Source organism: Metabacillus sp. FJAT-52054 (assembly GCF_037201815.1).
Taxonomy (GTDB): domain Bacteria; phylum Bacillota; class Bacilli; order Bacillales; family Bacillaceae; genus Metabacillus_B; species Metabacillus_B sediminis.
The window spans coordinates 149441-170899 of record NZ_CP147407.1 but is presented as its reverse complement, the minus strand read 5'-3'; the positions used below and the strand labels follow the sequence as shown (position 1 = coordinate 170899).

Annotated in this window: 37 protein-coding genes; 1 reads left to right on the top strand and 36 read right to left on the bottom strand. The window is 44.1% G+C overall.

Annotated features, from left to right (window positions below; genetic code table 11):
- Nucleotides 1-4 precede the first annotated feature (4 nt).
- Nucleotides 5-631: a KinB-signaling pathway activation protein gene (locus WCV65_RS00955; protein ID WP_338779371.1), complete on the bottom strand. Its 627-nt coding sequence runs from the start codon at nt 629-631 to the stop codon at nt 5-7.
- A gap of 140 nt (nt 632-771) precedes the next feature.
- On the opposite strand from WCV65_RS00955, the gene gerD reads away from it, so the two are divergent.
- A complete protein-coding gene (gene gerD / locus WCV65_RS00950) occupies nt 772-1410 on the top strand; it encodes a spore germination lipoprotein GerD (protein WP_035406921.1) in 639 nt (212 codons plus the stop codon).
- A 40-nt stretch (nt 1411-1450) separates the two neighbouring features.
- Here the strand turns inward: gerD and WCV65_RS00945 are convergent, their stop codons facing one another.
- The 35 genes from WCV65_RS00945 to rpsS form a co-directional block, all read right to left on the bottom strand.
- A complete protein-coding gene (locus WCV65_RS00945; protein ID WP_338779368.1) occupies nt 1451-2512 on the bottom strand; it encodes an Mrp/NBP35 family ATP-binding protein in 1062 nt (353 codons plus the stop codon).
- 102 nt (nt 2513-2614) lie between these two features.
- Nucleotides 2615-3277 carry an N-acetylmuramoyl-L-alanine amidase CwlD gene (cwlD, locus tag WCV65_RS00940; RefSeq protein ID WP_051860646.1) on the bottom strand — a complete coding sequence of 221 codons (663 nt, stop codon included), beginning with the start codon at nt 3275-3277 and terminating at the stop codon, nt 2615-2617.
- A 108-nt stretch (nt 3278-3385) separates the two neighbouring features.
- Complete coding sequence (locus WCV65_RS00935) at nt 3386-3829, bottom strand: DUF2521 family protein (RefSeq protein ID WP_035406911.1); 444 nt, start codon at nt 3827-3829, stop codon at nt 3386-3388.
- A gap of 83 nt (nt 3830-3912) precedes the next feature.
- Nucleotides 3913-4689 carry a putative hydro-lyase gene (locus WCV65_RS00930; RefSeq protein WP_338779366.1) on the bottom strand — a complete coding sequence of 259 codons (777 nt, stop codon included), beginning with the start codon at nt 4687-4689 and terminating at the stop codon, nt 3913-3915.
- Between the two features lie 199 nt (nt 4690-4888).
- Nucleotides 4889-5281 carry a 30S ribosomal protein S9 gene (gene rpsI / locus WCV65_RS00925; protein ID WP_035406879.1) on the bottom strand — a complete coding sequence of 131 codons (393 nt, stop codon included), beginning with the start codon at nt 5279-5281 and terminating at the stop codon, nt 4889-4891.
- A 20-nt stretch (nt 5282-5301) separates the two neighbouring features.
- Nucleotides 5302-5739 (bottom strand): 50S ribosomal protein L13, encoded by a 438-nt coding sequence (gene rplM / locus WCV65_RS00920; protein WP_035406876.1) that lies wholly within the window; start codon nt 5737-5739, stop codon nt 5302-5304.
- Between the two features lie 155 nt (nt 5740-5894).
- Complete coding sequence (gene truA, locus WCV65_RS00915) at nt 5895-6635, bottom strand: tRNA pseudouridine(38-40) synthase TruA (protein WP_338779364.1); 741 nt, start codon at nt 6633-6635, stop codon at nt 5895-5897.
- 9 nt (nt 6636-6644) lie between these two features.
- Nucleotides 6645-7430: an energy-coupling factor transporter transmembrane protein EcfT gene (locus WCV65_RS00910; protein ID WP_035406936.1), complete on the bottom strand. Its 786-nt coding sequence runs from the start codon at nt 7428-7430 to the stop codon at nt 6645-6647.
- Nucleotides 7431-7435: 5 nt separating this feature from the next.
- Nucleotides 7436-8305, bottom strand: a complete 870-nt coding sequence (locus WCV65_RS00905; RefSeq protein ID WP_338779362.1) for an energy-coupling factor ABC transporter ATP-binding protein — start codon at nt 8303-8305, stop codon at nt 7436-7438.
- Nucleotides 8281-9120, bottom strand: coding sequence for an energy-coupling factor ABC transporter ATP-binding protein (locus tag WCV65_RS00900; RefSeq protein WP_035406867.1), 840 nt, complete (start codon nt 9118-9120; stop codon nt 8281-8283). The genes WCV65_RS00905 and WCV65_RS00900 overlap by 25 nt, the downstream gene beginning before the upstream one ends.
- A 225-nt stretch (nt 9121-9345) precedes the next feature.
- The gene (gene rplQ, locus WCV65_RS00895) at nt 9346-9744 is read right to left on the bottom strand and encodes a 50S ribosomal protein L17 (protein WP_035406864.1); all 399 of its coding nucleotides are present in this window, start codon (nt 9742-9744) and stop codon (nt 9346-9348) included.
- Between the two features lie 63 nt (nt 9745-9807).
- Nucleotides 9808-10752: a DNA-directed RNA polymerase subunit alpha gene (locus WCV65_RS00890; protein WP_035406861.1), complete on the bottom strand. Its 945-nt coding sequence runs from the start codon at nt 10750-10752 to the stop codon at nt 9808-9810.
- A gap of 183 nt (nt 10753-10935) precedes the next feature.
- Nucleotides 10936-11328 (bottom strand): 30S ribosomal protein S11, encoded by a 393-nt coding sequence (gene rpsK / locus WCV65_RS00885; RefSeq protein ID WP_035406857.1) that lies wholly within the window; start codon nt 11326-11328, stop codon nt 10936-10938.
- A 21-nt stretch (nt 11329-11349) separates the two neighbouring features.
- The gene (gene rpsM / locus WCV65_RS00880) at nt 11350-11715 is read right to left on the bottom strand and encodes a 30S ribosomal protein S13 (RefSeq protein WP_035406854.1); all 366 of its coding nucleotides are present in this window, start codon (nt 11713-11715) and stop codon (nt 11350-11352) included.
- A 23-nt stretch (nt 11716-11738) separates the two neighbouring features.
- Complete coding sequence (gene rpmJ, locus WCV65_RS00875) at nt 11739-11852, bottom strand: 50S ribosomal protein L36 (protein WP_003156543.1); 114 nt, start codon at nt 11850-11852, stop codon at nt 11739-11741.
- Between the two features lie 35 nt (nt 11853-11887).
- Nucleotides 11888-12106 (bottom strand): translation initiation factor IF-1, encoded by a 219-nt coding sequence (infA, locus tag WCV65_RS00870; protein WP_028390440.1) that lies wholly within the window; start codon nt 12104-12106, stop codon nt 11888-11890.
- A 249-nt stretch (nt 12107-12355) separates the two neighbouring features.
- Nucleotides 12356-13102 carry a type I methionyl aminopeptidase gene (gene map, locus WCV65_RS00865; protein ID WP_035406851.1) on the bottom strand — a complete coding sequence of 249 codons (747 nt, stop codon included), beginning with the start codon at nt 13100-13102 and terminating at the stop codon, nt 12356-12358.
- A complete protein-coding gene (locus WCV65_RS00860; RefSeq protein WP_035406848.1) occupies nt 13099-13752 on the bottom strand; it encodes an adenylate kinase in 654 nt (217 codons plus the stop codon). The genes map and WCV65_RS00860 overlap by 4 nt, the downstream gene beginning before the upstream one ends.
- A gap of 57 nt (nt 13753-13809) precedes the next feature.
- Complete coding sequence (gene secY, locus WCV65_RS00855; RefSeq protein WP_035406845.1) at nt 13810-15111, bottom strand: preprotein translocase subunit SecY; 1302 nt, start codon at nt 15109-15111, stop codon at nt 13810-13812.
- A complete protein-coding gene (gene rplO, locus WCV65_RS00850; RefSeq protein WP_035406842.1) occupies nt 15111-15551 on the bottom strand; it encodes a 50S ribosomal protein L15 in 441 nt (146 codons plus the stop codon). The genes secY and rplO overlap by 1 nt, the downstream gene beginning before the upstream one ends.
- A 33-nt stretch (nt 15552-15584) precedes the next feature.
- Nucleotides 15585-15767: a 50S ribosomal protein L30 gene (gene rpmD, locus WCV65_RS00845; RefSeq protein ID WP_035406839.1), complete on the bottom strand. Its 183-nt coding sequence runs from the start codon at nt 15765-15767 to the stop codon at nt 15585-15587.
- A 13-nt stretch (nt 15768-15780) separates the two neighbouring features.
- A complete protein-coding gene (gene rpsE, locus WCV65_RS00840) occupies nt 15781-16281 on the bottom strand; it encodes a 30S ribosomal protein S5 (protein WP_035406835.1) in 501 nt (166 codons plus the stop codon).
- Nucleotides 16282-16304: 23 nt separating this feature from the next.
- Nucleotides 16305-16667: a 50S ribosomal protein L18 gene (rplR, locus tag WCV65_RS00835; protein ID WP_035406832.1), complete on the bottom strand. Its 363-nt coding sequence runs from the start codon at nt 16665-16667 to the stop codon at nt 16305-16307.
- A gap of 33 nt (nt 16668-16700) precedes the next feature.
- Nucleotides 16701-17237, bottom strand: a complete 537-nt coding sequence (gene rplF / locus WCV65_RS00830; protein WP_035406830.1) for a 50S ribosomal protein L6 — start codon at nt 17235-17237, stop codon at nt 16701-16703.
- Nucleotides 17238-17265: 28 nt separating this feature from the next.
- Complete coding sequence (rpsH, locus tag WCV65_RS00825) at nt 17266-17664, bottom strand: 30S ribosomal protein S8 (RefSeq protein WP_035406827.1); 399 nt, start codon at nt 17662-17664, stop codon at nt 17266-17268.
- Nucleotides 17665-17695: 31 nt separating this feature from the next.
- Nucleotides 17696-17881: a type Z 30S ribosomal protein S14 gene (locus tag WCV65_RS00820; RefSeq protein WP_082883739.1), complete on the bottom strand. Its 186-nt coding sequence runs from the start codon at nt 17879-17881 to the stop codon at nt 17696-17698.
- Nucleotides 17882-17901: 20 nt separating this feature from the next.
- Nucleotides 17902-18441 (bottom strand): 50S ribosomal protein L5, encoded by a 540-nt coding sequence (gene rplE, locus WCV65_RS00815; RefSeq protein ID WP_035406824.1) that lies wholly within the window; start codon nt 18439-18441, stop codon nt 17902-17904.
- Nucleotides 18442-18466: 25 nt separating this feature from the next.
- Nucleotides 18467-18778, bottom strand: a complete 312-nt coding sequence (rplX, locus tag WCV65_RS00810; protein ID WP_035406821.1) for a 50S ribosomal protein L24 — start codon at nt 18776-18778, stop codon at nt 18467-18469.
- 37 nt (nt 18779-18815) lie between these two features.
- Nucleotides 18816-19184, bottom strand: coding sequence for a 50S ribosomal protein L14 (gene rplN, locus WCV65_RS00805; protein ID WP_035406818.1), 369 nt, complete (start codon nt 19182-19184; stop codon nt 18816-18818).
- A 40-nt stretch (nt 19185-19224) separates the two neighbouring features.
- Nucleotides 19225-19488 (bottom strand): 30S ribosomal protein S17, encoded by a 264-nt coding sequence (gene rpsQ / locus WCV65_RS00800; protein ID WP_035406815.1) that lies wholly within the window; start codon nt 19486-19488, stop codon nt 19225-19227.
- Nucleotides 19489-19509: 21 nt separating this feature from the next.
- Nucleotides 19510-19713, bottom strand: a complete 204-nt coding sequence (rpmC, locus tag WCV65_RS00795) for a 50S ribosomal protein L29 (RefSeq protein WP_035406812.1) — start codon at nt 19711-19713, stop codon at nt 19510-19512.
- Nucleotides 19703-20137: a 50S ribosomal protein L16 gene (rplP, locus tag WCV65_RS00790; RefSeq protein WP_035406810.1), complete on the bottom strand. Its 435-nt coding sequence runs from the start codon at nt 20135-20137 to the stop codon at nt 19703-19705. Before rplP ends, rpmC begins: the two co-directional genes overlap by 11 nt.
- A gap of 1 nt (nt 20138) precedes the next feature.
- On the bottom strand, nt 20139-20795 hold the full coding sequence (gene rpsC / locus WCV65_RS00785; RefSeq protein ID WP_035406807.1) for a 30S ribosomal protein S3: 657 nt from the start codon (nt 20793-20795) through the stop codon (nt 20139-20141).
- A 3-nt stretch (nt 20796-20798) separates the two neighbouring features.
- A complete protein-coding gene (rplV, locus tag WCV65_RS00780) occupies nt 20799-21140 on the bottom strand; it encodes a 50S ribosomal protein L22 (RefSeq protein ID WP_035406804.1) in 342 nt (113 codons plus the stop codon).
- A gap of 17 nt (nt 21141-21157) precedes the next feature.
- The gene (gene rpsS, locus WCV65_RS00775; protein ID WP_035406800.1) at nt 21158-21436 is read right to left on the bottom strand and encodes a 30S ribosomal protein S19; all 279 of its coding nucleotides are present in this window, start codon (nt 21434-21436) and stop codon (nt 21158-21160) included.
- Between the last annotated feature and the right edge of the window lie 23 nt (nt 21437-21459).

Here is a 21459-nt window from a genome sequence, read left to right as displayed (position 1 = left end):
TTTTTTATCCTTCAACTGCTTTGCGCTGCCCCATTTTTTTCTCAGCGGATCCACTGAACCGCGGAAGCATCATAAGCTGATAGGCATTGCAGCATAATAAAGATATGAGCATGAAATACAGCCAGTTTTGATCATTCTCTCTTAAGGCTGGAAACCACTCGACCGCGGTTCCTACAAACATAAAGAACAAAGCTGGAACAAAAGCGCCTTTATTTGTATCCTTTTGCTTAAAGTAAGCAATAACCAGGCATACAGCGAAAAAACCGGCAGCCGGCCATATATAGGGAAGGAGAGAACCTGAGTCTCCGAAGAATTGATACCGGAAATAAACCAAATCAAATAGGACAAATGCAATTAATACGAGCTGAACCGCATTCCATACGGAACCGAAAATCCCCATGCCAAACCGGTGCAGCGTCAAGTATGCAAAGAATCCCATTTGACTGATAATGCTGAACAACAGTCCTACCCCTATGAACCATATAAACGACGCGAGAATTTCATCGATCTGGAATTTCTGAAACGATCCTGCCTGCTGATCCCAGTTCAATATAAAGCCTGAAGCAGTCGCTGCAATCGCACCGACGAGCAAGCTGGAAAAGAAAAACCTAACCCAATCCCTGCTTTTCATCTATCTTCCCCCATCCCCTTATCTGCTTTGATTTTACCAAGCCTCCTTAAAAATTGCTATACAGGGAATATTTTTCAGTTATAAAAACCGCCGCTTATTTCATATTAAGAATAGGAACTTGTGAAAGGAGCCCTTAGACCATGAAACAACTTATATTGCTCCTCATGATTAGTGCGCTTGCTATTGGAATGAATGGCTGTGCTCCTAAAGCGGAGGGCGCAAGTGAAATGGATTACGAAAAAACGAAAAAAATGGTTGTCGATATACTGAAAACGGACGAAGGGAAAACCGCTTTGCAGGAAGTATTAAAGGACGATCAGATGAAGCAGAACCTGGTAATGGATCAAAAGATGGTTTCTGAAACCATCACAAAAACCCTTACCTCTAAACAAGGGATGGAATTCTGGACTAAAATTTTTGAGGATCCTAAATTCTCCGAGGCATTTGCCCAAAGTCTTCAAAAGGAGCACGAAAAAGTCATTAAACAATTAATGACAGACCCGGACTATCAAAAAATGATGATTGAGATTCTGCAGAATCCAGAGATGGAAAAACAGATCGGTACCGTCATTAAAAGCCAGGAGTCCCGAAAATATATCCAGGAAGTCATTACCGAAACGTTAACCAGTCCATTATATAAATCCAAAATGCAGGAGGCTTTATTAAAAGCCGCACAGCAAATGGGGCAGCAGTCAGGCGGTTCCGGCGGACAGGAACAGGGCGGTGCTTCCGGGGGAAGTTCCGGTGAAAGCGGCGGCGGTTCAGGTGGACAGCAGTAATATGAAAAGCGCCCGGGTTCATAAACCCGGGCGCTTTTCATCAGTTAACGCCTGAAGGGACAAGGCTTGAAACTTTTTCAGCCATCTCCCTGTATATTTTACCTGTCGGATGGTCCTCTCCATAAACAGAAGGTGCAAAATCATTTTCATTCCAGTCAGGCTGGCGAAGCGGTATACGGCCAAGGATCGGAACGTTTAATTCCTCTGCAAGCTTATCTCCGCCGCCTTTACCAAATACATATTCTTTTTCACCCGTAGCCTTGCTTTCAAAGTAAGCCATATTCTCCACTACCCCGATTACTTCATGATCGGTTCTGAGTGCCATTGCTCCCGCTCTCGCAGCAACGAAGGCAGCTGTTGGATGCGGAGTGGAAACGATGATTTCCTTGCAGGAAGGAAGCATGGAATGAACGTCCAGCGCAACATCTCCGGTACCCGGCGGCAAGTCAAGCAGCAAGTAATCCAAATCGCCCCACTCTACTTCCTGGAAGAAGTTGTTCAGCATCTTGCCAAGCATCGGCCCCCTCCAGATAACCGGCGCATTGTCCTCCACAAAAAAGCCCATGGATATCACCTTAACTCCGAACCGCTCAACCGGAATGATGGAATCGCCCCGAAGCACGGGGCGGGTTGTGATCCCCATCATGTCCGGTACGCTGAATCCATATATATCAGCATCAATCAGTCCTACTTTTTTACCCAGACGCGCGAGTGCAACGGCCAAGTTGACGGAAACGGTTGATTTCCCAACGCCGCCTTTCCCGCTCGCGATTGCAATAAACGTCGGCTCTGCGCTTCCGGATAATAAACCTGGTGCAGATTCCTGCTTCGGCTGCAGGGAAGCAACCACTTCAGCCGGCAGCTCTTCAAACCTCAGACCTACCGTTTCTGCACCGGCTGCCTTTAATTTAGCTACCAGCTCCTGCTGCAGCTTCATCTGCTCAGGCGTGTTGATCTTGGCTATAGCAACTTTTAAACTGACATGATTTTTTTCAGGCTTCATTTTCAGTTCCTTAATTCCATCTACATCTTTCAGCGGTATATGTAAAAAAGGTTCTTCAATTTCTTCAGCGGCTTTTCTTATTTTATCTTCCTGCAGCATTCTCTTCACCCTTTTGAATTCGTTTACATTAGTATAACATATCCAATTAGATTGATCTGATTAAATGCCTGAGAAAAACATGTCCGAAGCAGAAGAGCCCCCTTATTCAGGAGGCTCATTCTTGTCGGTATAATATCGTAAAATTCCTTTATAGACAGAACCGGCTACTTTATCTAAGTATTTCGGATCGGAGAAAAGCTTTTCTTCCTCCCCGTTTGATAAAAATCCAATTTCGACAAGCGCTCCTGGCTTATTTGTATATTTGACCAGATAAACCCCTTGAATCGGTTTTGCTTTCCGATTGGTATTTTCGAGATTTTTCCTCAGTTCATCCTGAATGAACTTGGCCATTTTTCCATTCTCATCGAACTTCCCATCATAGAAAGTCTGCGCACCCCTCCATTGACGGTCAGGCAGCGCGTTCAGGTGCAAACTCAAATACATGTCTGCCGAGGAGGAGTTGATCATCTCCACCCTGTTGCGCAGATCCTCCGCTTTCTTGCGGCTGTATCCCTTTGTGCCCATCGATGATAAATCTATATCGGTTTCTCTCGTTAAGAGAACAAGCGCGCCCTGCTCCTGCAAGTAATCCCTTACTCTTTTAGCCATTTCAAGGGTAACATCTTTTTCAAGCATACTCGTTCCGACTGCTCCCCCATCCGGGCCCCCGTGACCAGGGTCCAAATAAATGACCTTCCCTGCCAAAGGCAAATTCCATGATTCCCACGAATCATCATTCGTAAATTGAAATTGAAACAGCAGCATTAAAAGTATAAAACCCGCTGCAAAGGCCGCCCATTTAAGCTTTTTCACACCTGTTCCCCCCTGCCGCCATATCTAGTTCAATATATGGGACAGGTTGAGGGATTATGATTAATTGAGACGCAATTTATATCGCTTCTGCCCTCTAATAAAGCCTTCCTTCCACCAGTGCTGCATAAAACACTCAGAAGCCAAATACAGAGACTCGTGGCACACCATGCTTTCGTTTGGACATCCCCAGCTGATCAGATAATCATAAAAATCGGCAGTCAGCCGCTTGTCCTCTTTTCCAGAGCGCCCTTGCACATGGGTCATCGATTCTCCCCTATATCCAAACCTGCTGTATTTTGCACCCTGCAGAAACGCCTCAATGGCAAAATCCGCACAGCCTTCTTCAATACTCCACTTTGATAAAAGTCCGTAATGAAAGAACGTTGCAAAATGAATATGAATCCCTTTTTTAATCTCTTTAATCGACACTTCCCTTAGCATGCTTCGCTCGTATTTCATCTGTTTCTCTCGCCGTTTATCTTTAAGAAAAACCATTGTGCCCATATCACGGACCCCCCTTTGCAGATAGTATCTGCAATCCACAGAGGAAAAAATCAAAAAAAGAGGCTTCCTTGAGCCCCCTTTCCTTAAATCGTAACATCCGTATCTTTAAGATTTGTAATAAACATATGACCCGGTGCATGAGTTATCATCAGATCAGGCTTTGAGGCAATCGCCGCTGCCTGAGGTGTCACTCCGCATGCCCAGAAAACAGGAATCTCTCCTTCTCTCACCGTCACAGCATCTCCAAAGTCCGGTGCAGAAATATCCGAAATACCGATTTCCTCCGGATTCCCTATGTGAACAGGGGCACCGTGGGACTTCGGCGATCTCGCTGTAATTTGCACTGCTTTTGCAATATCCTTCGCAGGAATCGGGCGCATGCTGACCACCATCGACCCTTTGAAAATCCCGCTCTCATGCAGAGGGAGATTTGTGTTGTACATCGGTACATTCACATTCTCCTCAATATGCCTGACCGGAACCCCATAATCAAGGAGTGCTTTTTCAAACGTGAAGCTGCAGCCGAGAAGGAAAGCAACAAAGTCATCCTCCCAAAAATCTGTTATATGATCACGTTCTGACACAAGCTCCCCATTCCGGTAAACTCTATATTTCGGCAGATCAGTCCGAAGATCCGCATCCGGCGCACTCTTGGCCGGGACATAGGAACCTGCGTCCGTGACGTCCAGTACAGGACAGGCCTTCTCGTTTCTCTGACAAAATAAAAGGAAATCGTAAGCTAGATCCTTTTTTAAAATGACCAAGTTGGTTTGAACGTATCCATCTGCATGCCCTGCAGTTGGGCCTGTCCATTTATTCTCCCTTATTGACTTGCGGATCGCTTCCAGCGTTTCTCCCATATTCCCTCACCTCATTTTACACTGTAACGAAACCTGCGGGCTTCCTCAATCATCCGATAGAAGCAAATTATGTACCGGGACTCAGGGTTAAACGCAAGCACCTTTATTGGACTAGGATTACTCCTAACAGATTATTTCCGTTTTCTCCAATAAAAAAGACCCCCAGCCAAATGGCATAGGAGTCTTTGAAAACGCAAAATTAACGTTTTGAGAACTGAGGTGCACGGCGTGCGCCTTTAAGTCCGTATTTTTTACGCTCTTTCATACGAGCGTCACGAGTCAATAGACCAGCGCGTTTTAGAGTTGTACGGAACTCAGGGTCTGCTTGAAGCAAAGCACGAGAGATACCGTGGCGGATTGCGCCAGCTTGGCCAGCAAATCCTCCGCCGTTAACGCTAACTAGTACGTCGTAAGAAGAACCAGTTTCAGTTAAGTTAAGCGGCTGTTTTACGTCCTCGATTAGAGCTGCGAATGGGATGTAGTCTTTAATGTCGCGTTTATTAACAACGATCTTGCCTTCGCCTGGAATTAGGCGTACACGAGCAACGGAGCTCTTGCGGCGGCCAGTACCGTAATATTGAACCTGTGCCAAATTGATAACCTCCTTATTAATTAACCGCGAAGTTCGTAAACTTCAGGCTGTTGTGCTTGGTGTGGATGCTCAGCACCCGTGTAAACGTGCAATTTCTTGAAGATTTGACGGCCAAGAGAATTCTTTGGAAGCATTCCTTTGATCGCTAGCTCAAGCATTTTTTCAGCGTAGTTTGTACGCATTTCAAGAGCTGTTCTAGATTTAAGTCCGCCAGGGAATTGGCTGTGACGGTAGTAAATTTTATCAGTCAATTTCTTACCTGTCAGTTCAATTTTCTCAGCGTTGATGATGATCACGTGATCTCCAGTGTCTACATGTGGTGTAAAAGTCGGCTTGTGTTTGCCGCGAAGAATAGATGCTACTTCAGTAGAAAGACGACCTAGTGTCTTGCCAGCTGCATCTACAACGTACCACTTACGGTCAACTTCGCTAGCTTTCGCCATATACGTTGTACGCATTAAATTTCCCTCCTAATATCTTTCCATAAACGTTAGTTCCATTTTTATTTCAAAACACGATGAGCTTTCCGGGGCTTTATCGTGGGGATGAAATACATACCATGTGATAGTTTATCTCAGTAATGGCGCAATGTCAAGACAATGTTACACCTGGTTTAGTTGTCATAGAAAACTTTATATAAATATAAACCATGGCCCGGCGCTGTTTTTCCAGTTTTCGTACGGTCTCTGGAAAATATCATGTCAGAAATCTCTCCCGGCTGAGTCATTCCGGTGCCCGCGTTCAGAAGCGTTCCCATAATAATACGGACCATGTTGTACAAAAAGCCGCTGCCCCTGATCGACATCGTCAGTTTATCGCCTTCTTCAGTGAACTCGATTGATTCAATGGTCCGTACACGGTCCTCAACCTCCGTTTTCGTTGAACAAAAGGCAGTAAAATCATGTGTCCCTAATAAATGCCGGGAAGCCATTTTCATCGCCTCCATGTTTAATGGGTACGGATAATGATATGCATAGTTTCTCAGAAATACATCCTGAACACGAGAGCGGTCAATTACATACCTGTATTCTTTTCCGCATGCATCAAAGCGTGCATGGAAGCTCTCGGGTGCCTCAGAAGCTTCAAGCACCCTTACATCCTTCGCAAGCACTGCATTAAGAGCTTTAGGCCACTTTGCCATCGGAATGCTGAGAGGCGTATCAAAATGGATGACCTGCCCCTTTGCATGGACCCGGGCATCGGTTCTGCCGGAAGCGGATACTTTTATATTCGCTCCTTTATGGAGCTTCGATAAAGCCACCTCAAGCTCCTGCTGAACGGTTCTTGCATCAGGCTGAATCTGATAGCCGTTAAAATCGGTTCCATCATATGCAATGATCATTTTAATTCTCATCCTGGACACCTACGAACGGAACAGCAGAAGAAGAACGGACAAAATCAGAAGCAGAACCATGATCATCGAGTCCTGAGTGTCCCATTTCAGCTGCCTGTATTTCGTTCTTCCTTCCCCGCCCTGATAGCCTCTCGCTTCCATCGCCGTAGCAAGCTCCTCAGCTCTTTTAAAGGCGCTGATAAACAATGGAACCAGTAAAGGGACTATGGACTGGATGCGCTTTGTCAGCGGTCCTGAGGAAAAGTCCACCCCTCTTGCCATTTGCGCCTTCATAATTTTGTCGGTTTCATCTGTCAGCGTTGGAATAAACCGGAGAGCGATTGACATCATTAATGCAAGCTCATGGATAGGAAGCCCAAGCTTTTTGAATGGATGGAGAAGATTCTCCATCCCATCTGTTACTTCAATCGGAGTAGTCGTAAGTGTGAGCAGCGTCGTAATTAAAATCAAGTAAAGAAAACGAAGCGAGATGAAAATCCCCTGCCGCAGTCCTTCCTCATGAATCGAAACAAATGAAAATTGGAAAAGGACAGGACCCTGTTTTGTAACCAAAATATGCAGAATAAAGGTGAACAGGATAATCCATAAAATCGGCTTCAAGCCTGCAGCAAGAAATCTTGGCGGCAGCTTGGTAAGGGAAACAACCAGGATCGTAAACAAACCTAAAATAGCATACGTAACGGCATTGTTTGCAAGAAACACAATAAAGACGAATAAAAAGACAAGCAGGAGCTTGGATCTGGGATCGAGCTTGTGCACAAAGGAATGACCAGGCACATATTTTCCTATAATCATGCTGTTCAATTGTCTCCCTCCTTTACGTAGAGAGACCGGAGAGCCTGAACTGTCTCCTGAATCGTAAGCGGTGTTTCTTCGATTCGGATTCCGAGCTTAGATTCCAGTGCGTATTTAAACTGCACGGTTTCAGGCAGCCTGAGTCCTGCTTCCGTTATTTTAACGGATGACGAAAATACCTCTTGAGGTGTCCCTTTCAGCTGAATCGTCCCTTGATGAAGTACGATGAGCTCCTCTGCATATCTGGCGGCATCCTCCATGCTGTGAGTCACCAAGATCGTTGTCAGTCCCTTTTCACGATGAAGCTGATAGAAAAGCTCCATAATATCATGTCGGCCCTTAGGGTCAAGACCTGCTGTAGGCTCGTCCAGGACAATGACTTCGGGATCCATTGCAAGTACACCTGCAATCGCCACTCTTCTCATTTGTCCTCCGCTTAAATCGAAAGGAGACCGGTCAAGTACCTCGGAAGGCAAACCAACCATTCTGATCACCTCTCTGGCTCTCTCTCTTGCAGCCTCTTCCGAAACGCCGAAATTCATTGGTCCGAACATAATGTCTTTTTCGACCGTTTCTTCAAAGAGCTGATGCTCAGGAAACTGAAACACAATGCCAACCTTTTTCCGGACCGATTTTAAATGCTTCGCTTTCTCTTTTGCCTTTATCATTCGATCCCCGATTGAAATAGAGCCGGCTGTTGGCTTCAGCAATCCATTTAAATGCTGAAGGAGTGTTGACTTGCCTGATCCGGTGTGACCTATAATTGCCGTGTAGGACCCAGATTTTATATGAAGATCCATGTTATAAATCGCACGTTTTTCAAAAGGGGTCCTCGGATTGTACGTATGCTCTAGGCCTTTTGCTGTAATGTCCATAGCTCATCCACCAATCCTTGTTCAGTTAAGTGATTATGCTGAAGCGGAATGCCTGCTTTGCGCATTTCCATACTCAGCTTGTAAGGGAACGGAAGATCGAGACCGATTCTCGAGAGCTCTTCCCCCATTGAAAAAATAATCTCCGGTTTCCCCTCTTTAAGCTTCTTCCCCTTATTCATAACGATGATCCGGTCAGCCTTTGAAGCCTCTTCAAGATCGTGCGTAATGGAGATGACTGTAACAGCCCCTTGATCATTTAAGAGGCGTACGGTGTCCATCACATCTTGACGCCCTGCCGGATCGAGCATGGATGTAGCTTCATCCAATATCATAATTTGAGGCTTAACGGCCAGCACACCAGCGATGGCAACACGCTGTTTCTGACCGCCTGACAGATGGTGCGGCTCTTGATCGAGAAAAGCATCCATCTTAACTTGCTTTGTCGCCCAATCCACCCGTTCTATCATTTCTCCACGGGGGATTCCGTTGTTTTCCAGACCAAAAGCCACATCATCCTTAACGGTGGTTCCAACAAATTGATTATCGGGGTTTTGAAACACCATCCCGACCTTCTTGCGTACATCCCAGATAGTCTCCTCTGAAAGTTCAGTACCTGCAATCTTCACTTTCCCTTTGGACGGCAGCAAAAGTCCATTCAATATCCGGGCAAGAGTCGATTTTCCAGATCCATTATGACCGACAATTGCCAGCCATTCACCTTCATAGATGTTTAAGGACACCTCATCTAAAGCAGGTTTTTCGCGATCAGGATAGGAAAAGGTTACATTCTCTACTCTAGCAATTTCCTTGCGCATAGCCTGGTCTTCTCCTCTCACAATCAAAACTTCTCTGAAAATAAAAAAAAAAAAACACTACTAACTGGGATAGGCGGACAGAATCTGCCCGCCATGTTCTCAGTCGTATTCGGCTCCTTACAACGTTTCCATTGTCTATCCGCCTATGAAAACCAAATGGTGCCGGTCTTCATCGTAAAAAAGGGCAAATCAGCTATTAAAGCTGTCCCGCCCTCTTTACATTACTTACACAAGCTCAATGATAACCATTGGAGCTCCGTCTCCGCGACGAGGTCCAAGTTTCATGATACGAGTGTATCCGCCTTGGCGCTCTCCATAACGGCCTGCGATATCAGTGAAAAGTTTTTCCAAAGCGTATTTCGCTTTTTCTTTGTCTTTTCCGTTTTTATCTTGACCTACTACTACCATTTCAGCAACTTCATTACGAACGAATGCAGCAGCTTGACGGCGAGCATGAAGATCTCCGCGTTTTCCTAGAGTAATCATTTTATCAACAACGGAACGCAGCTCTTTCGCACGAGCTTCAGTCGTTTCGATGCGCTCGTTGATAATTAGATCAGTAGCCAAGTCACGAAGCATAGCTTTACGTTGTGAGCTAGTACGGCCCAATTTTCTGTATGGCATGTGATGTCCCCTCCTTTGAATAGGCTTTGTGTGCGTTTTACACACAAATGACTAGTGAATTGGTCAGTCGTCCTTGCGTAGACCTAATCCAAGTTCATCTAGTTTCGCTTTAACTTCTTCAAGAGATTTTCGTCCAAGATTGCGAACTTTCATCATATCTTCCTCTGTTTTGTTCGCAAGTTCTTGTACTGTATTGATTCCAGCACGTTTCAGACAGTTGTAAGAACGCACGGAGAGATCCAACTCTTCAATTGTCATCTCTAATACTTTCTCTTTTTGATCTTCTTCTTTTTCAACCATAATCTCAGCATTTTGGGCTTCATCAGTTAAGCCAACAAAAATATTAAGATGCTCAGTCAAAATTTTGGCACCTAAGGCAACTGCCTCTTTGGGACCATTGCTTCCATCAGTCCAGACGTCAAGTGTTAGCTTATCAAAGTTAGCCACTTGTCCTACACGAGTATTTTCAACTTGATAGGATACGCGGGCAACTGGTGTATAGATAGAATCGATCGGGATAACGCCAATCGGCTGATCTTCACGTTTGTTAGCTACAGCAGGATTGTATCCGCGTCCTCTTCTTGCAGTCAATCTCATTCGAAGCGTGGCATCTTTCGCCAAAGTTGCGATATGAAGATCAGGGTTTAGGATTTCAATATCGCTGTCATGAGTGATATCGGCTGCCGTAACAGCACCTTCTCCTTGAATATCAATCTCAAGTGTTTTTTCTTCTTCTGAATAGATTTTAAGAGCAAGCTTCTTAACGTTTAAAATAATGGATGTAACATCTTCTACGACGCCTTCAATCGTCGAAAATTCATGCAGTACACCGTCAATTTGGATCGATGTTACAGCAGCACCAGGGAGTGAGGATAATAGAATACGACGTAAGGAGTTACCCAAAGTAGTACCATACCCGCGCTCGAGTGGTTCGACGACGAATTTACCGTATTTGGCATCTTCGCTGATTTCAACCGTTTCGATTTTTGGTTTTTCAATCTCAATCATTCAATAAAACCCTCCTTCAAAACGTCGAAACCCCGGTTAAAGATCTAGCAGGCTAAACCTAACCGAAATTCCCCATTGTAATGTCCCGATTGTGCACAACAGCAGAATTGGGAAATTCTGCTTTTAATTATATACTGTATCATAACCCATTATAGACAGGGAAACGAAATCTATACAGAAAATTTACACACGACGACGTTTTGGCGGGCGGCAGCCATTATGAGGAACTGGAGTAACATCTCTGATAGCAGTTACTTCTAGACCAGCAGCTTGAAGAGCACGAATTGCAGCTTCACGGCCGGCACCAGGACCTTTAACAGTTACTTCCAAAGTTTTCAAACCATGTTCGATGGAAGTTTTTGCTGCAGTTTCAGCAGCCATTTGCGCAGCAAAAGGAGTAGATTTACGTGAACCTCTGAATCCTAAAGCACCTGCGCTGGACCAAGATACTGCGTTTCCGTGAGTATCAGTGATCGTAACGATTGTATTGTTAAAAGTTGAGCGGATATGCGCGATACCAGCTTCAATATTCTTTTTCACACGGCGTTTACGAGTGTTTGTTTTACGTTGAGCCATAGAGCTTTAACCTCCTTTACCTTATTTCTTTTTGTTCGCAACAGTACGGCGTGGGCCTTTACGTGTACGAGCATTGTTTTTAGTGTTTTGTCCGCGAACAGGTAAACCGCGACGGTGGCGAAGACCACGGAAGCTTCCGATTTCGATAAGACGTTTAATGTTTAGGGAAATTTCACGGCGAAGGTCCCCTTCAACTTTTAGCTTATCAATTACATCACGGATTTTTCCAAGTTCGTCTTCAGTAAGATCACGTACACGTGTGTCCTCAGAAACTCCTGCTTCAGCAAGAACTTTTTGAGCTGTAGTACGGCCAATTCCGAAAATGTATGTTAATGAAATTACAACGCGTTTTTCGCGTGGAATATCTACACCAGCAATACGAGCCATTTGTCAGTGCACCTCCTTATGTTTTATCCTTGTTTTTGTTTATGCTTTGGATTCTCACAAATAACCATGACTTTTCCTTTTCTGCGAATAACTTTACATTTTTCGCAAATCGGTTTCACGGACGGTCTAACCTTCATGTGTTTTCCAACCTCCTTGATAGTTCGGAGTGCTTTTATTTGAAACGGTACGTTATTCTTCCGCGTGTCAAATCATACGGGGACAATTCTACCGTAACTTTGTCTCCAGGTAAAATACGGATGAAGTGCATGCGGATCTTGCCTGAGACATGTGCCAAGACTGTATGACCGTTCTCAAGTTCAACTTTAAACATTGCATTAGGCAGCGTCTCTTGAACGGTACCTTCAACTTCAATTACATCATCTTTAGCCATTAAGTTGTTCTCCCTTCATCAAATCAGCAATTTGCCAAGCTGGCAAATTCCATATAGCTGATCGCTATATCATTTTATACACTGCTCTGAACTTCCGGAGATACGCAATTAAAGAACTTAAAGTGGTGGATGTGTTCTGGGGAGAATGAAACGTCCGTTTGTCTCCATCTGCCACTATAACGAGACTCAAACTTCCGGAGTTCTGCTTCCGTCTGCAGTCTGTTAAAGCGTCATCGCCTTCATTTGCTTTTAAGCTTTTGTAAGGATCTCAAAGCCGGTTTCCGTGATAGCAATTGTATGTTCGAAATGAGCACACATCTTACCATCTACTGTTACAACAGTCCAGTTATCCTGCAAGGTTCTAACATATCGTGTTCCTGCATTGACCATAGGTTCAATTGCCAGAACCATGCCAGGTTTCAGCCTAGGGCCTTTGCCCGGCGGTCCAAAGTGAGGAATTTGAGGATCTTCGTGAAGTTCCTGTCCTACACCGTGCCCAACATATTCTCTGACGATTGAAAACCCTTCGCTCTCAGCATAGAGCTGGATAGCATGGGAGATGTTCGAAAGACGATCTCCTGGCTTGGCTTCATTCAGCCCTCTATATAAAGACTCTTCTGTAACGTCCAGCAGCTTTTGCGTTTCTTCGGAAATGGCGCCTACCGGATATGTCCAGGCTGAGTCACCGTGATAGCCATTATACTTTGCACCGATATCGATGCTGATAATGTCTCCTTCATTTAATACCCGGTCACCCGGGATGCCATGAACGAGCTCTTCGTTGACAGAAGCACAAATGCTTCCGCGGAATCCATTATACCCCTTGAAGGAAGGAATTGCATCATGCATGCGTATAAACTTTTCGGCAATACTATCCAATTCTTTGGTAGTAATACCGGGCTGTACATGTTTCTTTAATTCCTGATGGGTCAGTGCAACGATCCGGCCAGCTTCCTTCATGATTTCAATCTCACGCGGAGTCTTGCAGATGATCATTCAGCTGAGCCCCCAAGCAAGGCTTTGATATCAGCAAAAACTTTGGTGATATCCTGCTGTCCGTTAATCTCTCTCACATAGCCTTTTTCACTATAGAAATCAAGAAGCGGCTTGCTTTGTTTGACGTTAACTTCCAAGCGGTTTGAAACCGTTTCTTCGTTATCGTCTGCCCGCTGGTACAGCTCTCCGCCACATTTGTCACAAACGCCTTCTTTAGCAGGAGGGTTAAAGACAAGGTGGTAAGTAGCTCCGCAATTTTTGCAAATGCGGCGGCCAGTCAAGCGTTCCATAAGAATGCTCTTATCCACATCAATGTTGATAACGTGGTCGAGCTTTTTACCAAGATCAGAGAGAATCGTTTCCAGCGCCTCTGCCTGTGCTACAGTACGAGGAAAACCATCAAGCAAGAAACCTTTTTCACAATCATCTTTGCCCAATCTTTCTCTGACAATACCGATCGTCACTTCATCAGGTACAAGCTCGCCTTTATCAATAAAAGATTTAGCCTGCAGTCCTAATTCAGTTTCTTCCTTCATTGCCGCTCGAAACATATCTCCAGTCGAGATATGAGGGATATGATATTCCTCTGTGATTTGTTCTGCCTGAGTTCCTTTACCGGCACCGGGCAGACCCATTAATACTAGATTCATCCGATTTCCCCCTCAGTCTCTATATAAAGGGAATGGGCGCAGCTGCGTCCCATTACCTTACTGTTTAATAAAGCCTTTGTAATTTCGTTTTACAAGCTGGCTTTCCAGCCCTTTCATTGTTTCAAGCGCAACTCCGATCACGATCAGCAAGCTGGTTCCGCCAATCTGTGCGGATTGAGGAAGACCTGCAAATGCGATGAATAGAGTAGGAAGAACAGCAATGATTGATAGGAAAATTGCTCCAACAAACGTTAAACGATACAAAACTTTTGTTAAATATTCCTGTGTGCTTTTTCCTGGACGAATCCCTGGAACATAACCGCCTTGTTTCTTTAAGTTATCAGCCATTTGCTCAGGATTAACCTGAACGAACGCATAGAAATACGTAAAGGCAATAATTAAAGCAACATAGATGGAAGCTCCAATCGGATGAGTCGTTGTGAGATTGGTGGTAATCCAATTGGTCACATCGTTTTTACCGAAGAAATTAGCAATCGTCGGCGGTGTAATCAAGAATGAAACCGCGAAGATTACAGGAATTACACCAGCCGGGTTCACTTTCAGCGGCAAGTGAGTGGATTGACCGCCCGCCTGCGGACCTGAACCTGATACCCTTTTAGCGTATTGAATCGGAATTTTGCGAAGTGCCTGCTGCACATATATTGTTCCTACAATAATAGCAAGAACAGCAATAGCGAGCAGAATAACAATCACAATCCGCAAGAACAGCTGATCTCCCGCATCAGTAAACAACTGAGCATAAATTTGGTTAAGAGTAGTAGGGATCGCCGCAACGATACCGGCAAAGATAATGATGGAAATACCATTCCCAACACCTTTAGCCGTAATCTGCTCTCCTAACCACATTAAGAAAGCAGTTCCTGCTGTAAGGACTACTGCAATCAGAAGATAGGTAGTAACACTAGGGTTTTGAATCAATTGACCGCCGCTCAGGTTGTTAAACCCGATGGACATCCCAATTGCTTGAATAAACCCAAGAACAATCGTGAAATATCTCGTAAATTGAGCCAATTTACGTCTGCCAACCTCACCCTGCTTAGACCATTCCGTAAACTTCGGTACAACGTCCATTTGAAGCAGCTGAACAATAATGGAGGCGGTGATGTACGGCATAATACCCATTGCAAGAATGGAGTAGTTAAACAGTGCTCCCCCGCCAAAAGTGTTCATTACTCCGAAAACGCTCATTTGCTGATCCATTGCAGCCAGGCCTTTAGTATCTACGCCAGGCACAGGAATGAATGTTCCGATACGAAATACAATAAGCATTAAAAGAGTGAAAATAATTTTATTTCTTATGTCACCCACGCGCATGAAATTGGAGATTGTTTTGAACATTAGATCACCTCAGCTGTACCGCCGGCAGCTTCGATTGCTTCTTTAGCGGAAGACGAGAATTTGTTCGCTTTAACAGTGAGTTTCTTCTCGATTTTTCCTTCGCCAAGAATCTTAACGCCAGCTTTTGTGCTGCTAAGCACGCCAGTTTCAAGAAGAAGTTCAGGAGTTACTTCTGTACCTTCTTCGAAACGGTTCAGCCTTTCAAGGTTAACAACTGCGTATTCTTTACGGTTGATGTTTGTGAATCCGCGTTTAGGCAAACGTCTGAATAATGGAGTTTGACCACCCTCGAATCCAGGACGAACACCTCCGCCAGAACGAGCATTTTGACCTTTATGACCTTTACCAGCCGTTTTACCGTTACCAGAACCGATACCACGGCCCAAACGGTTACGTTCGCGACGGGATCCTTCTGCTGGTTTTAATTCATGAAGTTTCATCAGGACACCTCCTTATTTATAGAACAAAAATAATTATTGTTCTTCTACTTTAACCAAGTGAGATACTTTATTAATCATACCGCGAATAGCAGCGTTGTCTTCGTGTACCACAGTTTGGTGCATTTTGCGCAAACCAAGTGTTTTAACTGTTACACGCTGAGTTTCCGGACGGCCGATTACACTGCGAGTAAGGGTGATCGCTAATTTGTTTGCCATTATCTTTCCCCCCTTATCCTAACAGTTCTTCTACGGATTTTCCACGAAGCTTAGCAACTTGTTCTGCTTTCTTAAGCTGCTTTAAGCCTTCAAGTGTTGCACGAACCATGTTGATTGGTGTGTTTGAACCAAGGGATTTAGATAGGATGTCACCTACACCTGCAAGTTCAAGCACCGCACGTACTGGTCCGCCGGCGATTACTCCGGTACCTTCTGAAGCTGGCTTCAGAAGAATGTTTCCAGCACCGAATCGTCCGATCACTTCGTGTGGAATTGTTGTACCAACCATAGGTACTGTTACAAGATTCTTTTTCGCATCTTCGATTGCTTTACGGATTGCTTCTGGCACCTCTTGCGCTTTACCTGTACCGAATCCAACTCGGCCATTCTTGTCGCCTACAACAACAAGTGCAGCAAAACGGAAGCGACGACCACCTTTAACAACCTTAGCAACGCGGTTAACGGTAACTACACGTTCTTCAAACTCTGATTTAACTGAGTCATTACGACGCATACTGTGTTTCCCTCCTTTTCCTATTAAAATTCAAGTCCAGCTTCGCGGGCAGCGTCAGCAAGAGCTTTGATACGACCATGGTATAGGTATCCTCCACGATCAAATACGATTGATTTATGACCTTTATCAACAGCACGTTTTGCAACAAGCTCTCCAACTTTTTGAGCTGCTTCAAGGTTTGCAGTAGAATCAAGATTTAAATCTTTCTCCATGGAAGAAGCACTAACGATTGTTACACCGTTTGTATCGTCGATCAGTTGAGCATAAATGTGTTTATTAGAACGGAACACGTTTAGACGAGGTCTTTCAGCAGTTCCGAAAAGTTTCGCACGTACACGAGCATGTCTTCTTTTACGCACAGAATTTTTGCTAGCTTTTGTGATCATCAGGGTCACTCCTTTCTTAGCCATTAAGCGGCATTACTTCGCAGTTTTACCTTCTTTACGGCGTACAAATTCACCTTCATAGCGAACTCCTTTACCTTTATAAGGCTCAGGCGGGCGAGTCGCACGGATGTTGGAAGCAATTGCTCCAACGCGCTCTTTGTCAGTACCTTTAACGATAATTTTCGTTTGAGAAGGTACTTCAATTTCGATTCCTTGCTCTGGTGTGATCTCAACAGGGTGAGAGTAACCAACGTTTAGAATCAGTTTGTTTCCGGATTTAGAAGCACGGTAACCTACACCAACTAGTTCTAATCCTTTTTCGAAGCCTTTAGAAACACCTTCAACCATGTTTCCAATAATGCTGCGAGTTGTACCGTGAAGTGCACGGTGGTCTTTATGATCGGAAGGACGTGATACAGTTAGAATGTTTTCCTCAATGGAAATCGTAATGTCCGGGTGAAAAGTACGAGTCAATTCACCTTTAGGACCTTTAACCGTAACCGTGTTCTCGTTCATTTTGATTGTAACATCAGATGGAATCTCAAGCAGTTTTTTACCGACACGAGACATAATTTACACCTCCATTCTTTTTAACTTTTTACCAAACGTATGCTAATACTTCTCCGCCGGCTTGTTTAGCGCGAGCTTCTTTGTCAGTGATGACACCTTGAGAAGTTGAGATGATAGCGATTCCCAGGCCATTAAGTACACGAGGTACTTCAGTAGCTTTCGCATAAACACGAAGACCAGGTTTACTGATGCGTTTAAGACCAGTAATAACACGCTCGTTGTTTGTACCGTATTTAAGGAAGATGCGGATAACACCTTGTTTGTTGTCTTCAACGTATTCAACGTCACGGACAAAACCTTCACGTTTCAAGATTTCAGCAATCTCTTTTTTGATTTTAGAAGCAGGAACTTCCAGCTTCTCATGACGTACCATATTCGCATTACGGATGCGAGTAAGCAAATCTGCAATCGGATCTGTCATAACCATTGTTAAATAACCTCCTTCCCGTTATGGGGTATTACCAGCTAGCTTTCTTAACGCCAGGAATTTGACCTTTATAAGCAAGTTCACGGAAACAAATACGGCAAAGTTTAAATTTGCGAATCACAGAATGTGGACGTCCGCAGCGTTCGCATCGAGTATATGCTTGAACATTAAACTTTGGAGAGCGTTTTTGTTTCGCGATCATAGATTTTTTTGCCACGATTTCGCCTCCCTTTACGATTATTTTTGGAATGGCATTCCAAACTGAGTAAGTAGTTCACGAGCTTCTTCGTCTGTTTTAGCAGTTGTAACAATAACGATATCCATACCGCGAACCTTAGTAACTTGATCATAATCAATCTCAGGGAAGATCAATTGTTCTTTAACACCTAGAGTGTAGTTACCGCGTCCGTCGAATGCTTTTTTTGAAATTCCACGGAAGTCACGTACACGTGGTAAAGAAACAGATACCAATTTGTCTAGGAATTCGTACATGCGCTCGCCGCGAAGAGTTACTTTCGCACCGATCGGCATACCTTCACGTAGACGGAAACCGGCGATTGATTTCTTTGCGCGAGTGATAACTGGCTTTTGACCAGCGATCGCAGTTAGCTCTTCAACAGCGTTGTCAAGAGACTTTGAGTTAGCTACTGCATCACCCACACCCATATTGATGACGATTTTTTCAAGTTTAGGTACTTCCATTACGGATTTATAATTAAACTTGCTCATTAGAGCTGGAGTTGTTTCTTTTACAAATTTTTCTTTAAGGCGGTTCATATGATAGACCTCCCTTCCTTAGTTACTATTTATCTAGAGATTCACCAGATTTTTTTGCAACACGTACTTTCTTGCCGTCAACCAATTTATAACCGATACGAGTTGGCTCGCCGCTTTTAGGGTCGATCAGCATTACGTTGGATACATGGATTGGCGCCTCTTGGCTCACGATTCCGCCTTGAGTGTTTGTTTGTGTTGGTTTAGAGTGTTTTTTTACAACATTCACACCTTCAACTAGCACACGGTCTTTCTTAGGGTAAGCTTCAAGCACTTTACCTTGCTTGCCTTTATCCTTACCAGAGATAACCATTACATTATCACCTTTTTTTACATGCATCTTGTCCGCACCTCCTTATTAAGGCAATCAAATTTAATTAAAGAACTTCTGGAGCTAGAGAAACAATCTTCATGAAGTTGTTTTCGCGAAGCTCACGAGCAACAGGTCCGAAAATACGCGTACCGCGCGGGCTTTTGTCATCACGGATGATTACACAAGCATTTTCGTCGAAACGAATGTAAGAACCGTCAGTACGGCGTGCACCGCTCTTAGTACGAACGATAACAGCCTTAACTACGTCTCCTTTTTTAACAACGCCTCCTGGTGTTGCTTGTTTAACCGTACACACGATTACATCACCAATGTTAGCTGTCTTACGTCCGGATCCGCCAAGGACTTTAATTGTCAGTACTTCACGAGCACCAGAGTTGTCAGCAACTTTTAAGCGAGATTCTTGTTGAATCATTCACGTTACCTCCCTTCGGAATTAACTATCCGAACATTTATTAGATAATAACAGCTTCTTCAACGATTTCTACAAGACGGAAACGTTTTGTCGCAGATTGCGGACGAGTTTCCATGATTCTTACGATATCGCCAATTTTAGCTTGGTTTTCTTCGTCATGCGCTTTGAACTTCTTAGAGTACTTTACGCGTTTGCCGTATAGAGAATGAGTTTTGTAAGTCTCAACCAGTACAGTGATTGTTTTATCCATTTTGTCGGACACAACACGGCCAGTGTAAACCTTACGTTGATTGCGTTCACTCATTTTGCAAACCTCCTCTCGGGTTTATCGATTATTAGCAGCGATCTCTCTTTGACGAATTACAGTCTTCATACGAGCGATGGCTTTACGTACTTCACGGATGCGAGCAGTGTTTTCAAGCTGGCCAGTAGCAAGCTGGAAACGAAGGTTGAAAAGCTCTTCTTTAAGTGATTTTACTTTTTGTTCGATTTCGGCAGTGGTTAAATCACGGATTTCATTAGCTTTCATTTGATTCACCACCAATTTCCTCGCGCTTAACGAATTTCGTTTTAATTGGCAGTTTGTGAGACGCAAGACGTAATGCTTCGCGAGCAACTTCTTCAGAAACACCCGCAATCTCAAACAAAACTTTACCAGGTTTAACTACAGCTACCCATCCTTCAGGAGCACCTTTACCGGAACCCATGCGGACTTCTAGTGGCTTAGCAGTATAAGGTTTGGAAGGGAAAATTTTAATCCATACTTTACCGCCACGTTTCATGTAACGAGTCATCGCAATACGAGCTGCCTCGATTTGACGGTTAGTGATCCAAGAAGCTTCCAAAGCTTGAATACCGTATTCACCAAAGTGTACTTCCGCACCGCCTTTTGCACGTCCGCGCATTTTTCCGCGATGCTCTCTGCGATACTTAACACGTTTAGGCAATAACATATTATTTTCCTCCTTCCTCGGATTTCTTCTTAACAGGAAGAACTTCTCCACGATAGATCCATACTTTGACACCTAGTTTACCGTAAGTAGTGTCTGCTTCTGCTGTACCGTAATCGATGTCAGCGCGAAGTGTGTGAAGTGGAACAGTTCCTTCACTGTAATGTTCTGAACGAGCGATATCAGCTCCGCCAAGACGTCCGGAAACCATTGTTTTAATTCCTTTTGCACCAGCGCGCATTGAACGTTGCAATGCTTGCTTTTGAGCACGACGGAAAGAAATACGGTTTTCTAGCTGGCGAGCGATGTTGTCAGCTACTAATTTAGCATCAAGATCAGCTCTTTTGATTTCAAGAATGTTGATGTGCACGCGTTTACCAGTAAGTGAGTTAAGAGCTTTACGAAGCGCTTCAACTTCAGTACCACCTTTACCGATAACCATTCCTGGCTTAGCAGTGTGGACTGTAACGTTAATGCGGTTAGCAGCACGCTCGATTTCCACTTTGGAAACAGATGCATCATTTAGGCGTTTGTTGATATATTCACGAACTTTGATATCTTCGTGTAAAAGATCAGCGTAGTCTTTGCCAGCGTACCATTTTGATTCCCAATCACGAATCACACCGATACGAAGACCGACTGGATTTACCTTTTGACCCACAGCTTATCCCTCCTTCTTTTCTGATACGATAATAGTGATATGACTAGTACGTTTGTTAATTGCGCTCGCACGTCCCATTGCACGTGGGCGGAATCTTTTAAGTGTTGGACCTTCGTCAACGAATGCCTCGGAAATTACAAGGCTGTTAATGTCCATTTCGTAGTTGTGCTCAGCGTTAGCAACTGCAGAGTTTAGTACTTTTTCAATAATTGGAGAAGCTGCCTTCGGTGTGAGACGAAGGATTGCAACTGCTTCACCGATTTGCTTTCCTCGAATTAAGTCCATTACCAAACGTGCTTTACGAGGAGCAATACGAACTGTTCTAGCGACAGCTTTAGCTTGCATTTAAATGCCTCCTCTCATTAGCGTCTTGTTTTTTTGTCATCGTTACCGTGGCCTTTATAAGTACGAGAAGGTGCAAATTCACCTAACTTGTGGCCAACCATATCTTCCGTTACATAAACAGGAACGTGTTTGCGTCCATCATATACAGCGATCGTGTGACCGATGAATTGAGGGAAAATTGTAGAACGGCGAGACCAAGTTTTAATAACTTGTTTCTTTTCAGTTTCATTCAATTTTTCCACTTTAACCATCAAGTGATCATCCACGAAAGGTCCTTTTTTCAAGCTGCGACCCATGCGAGTACCTCCCTTCGTGATTG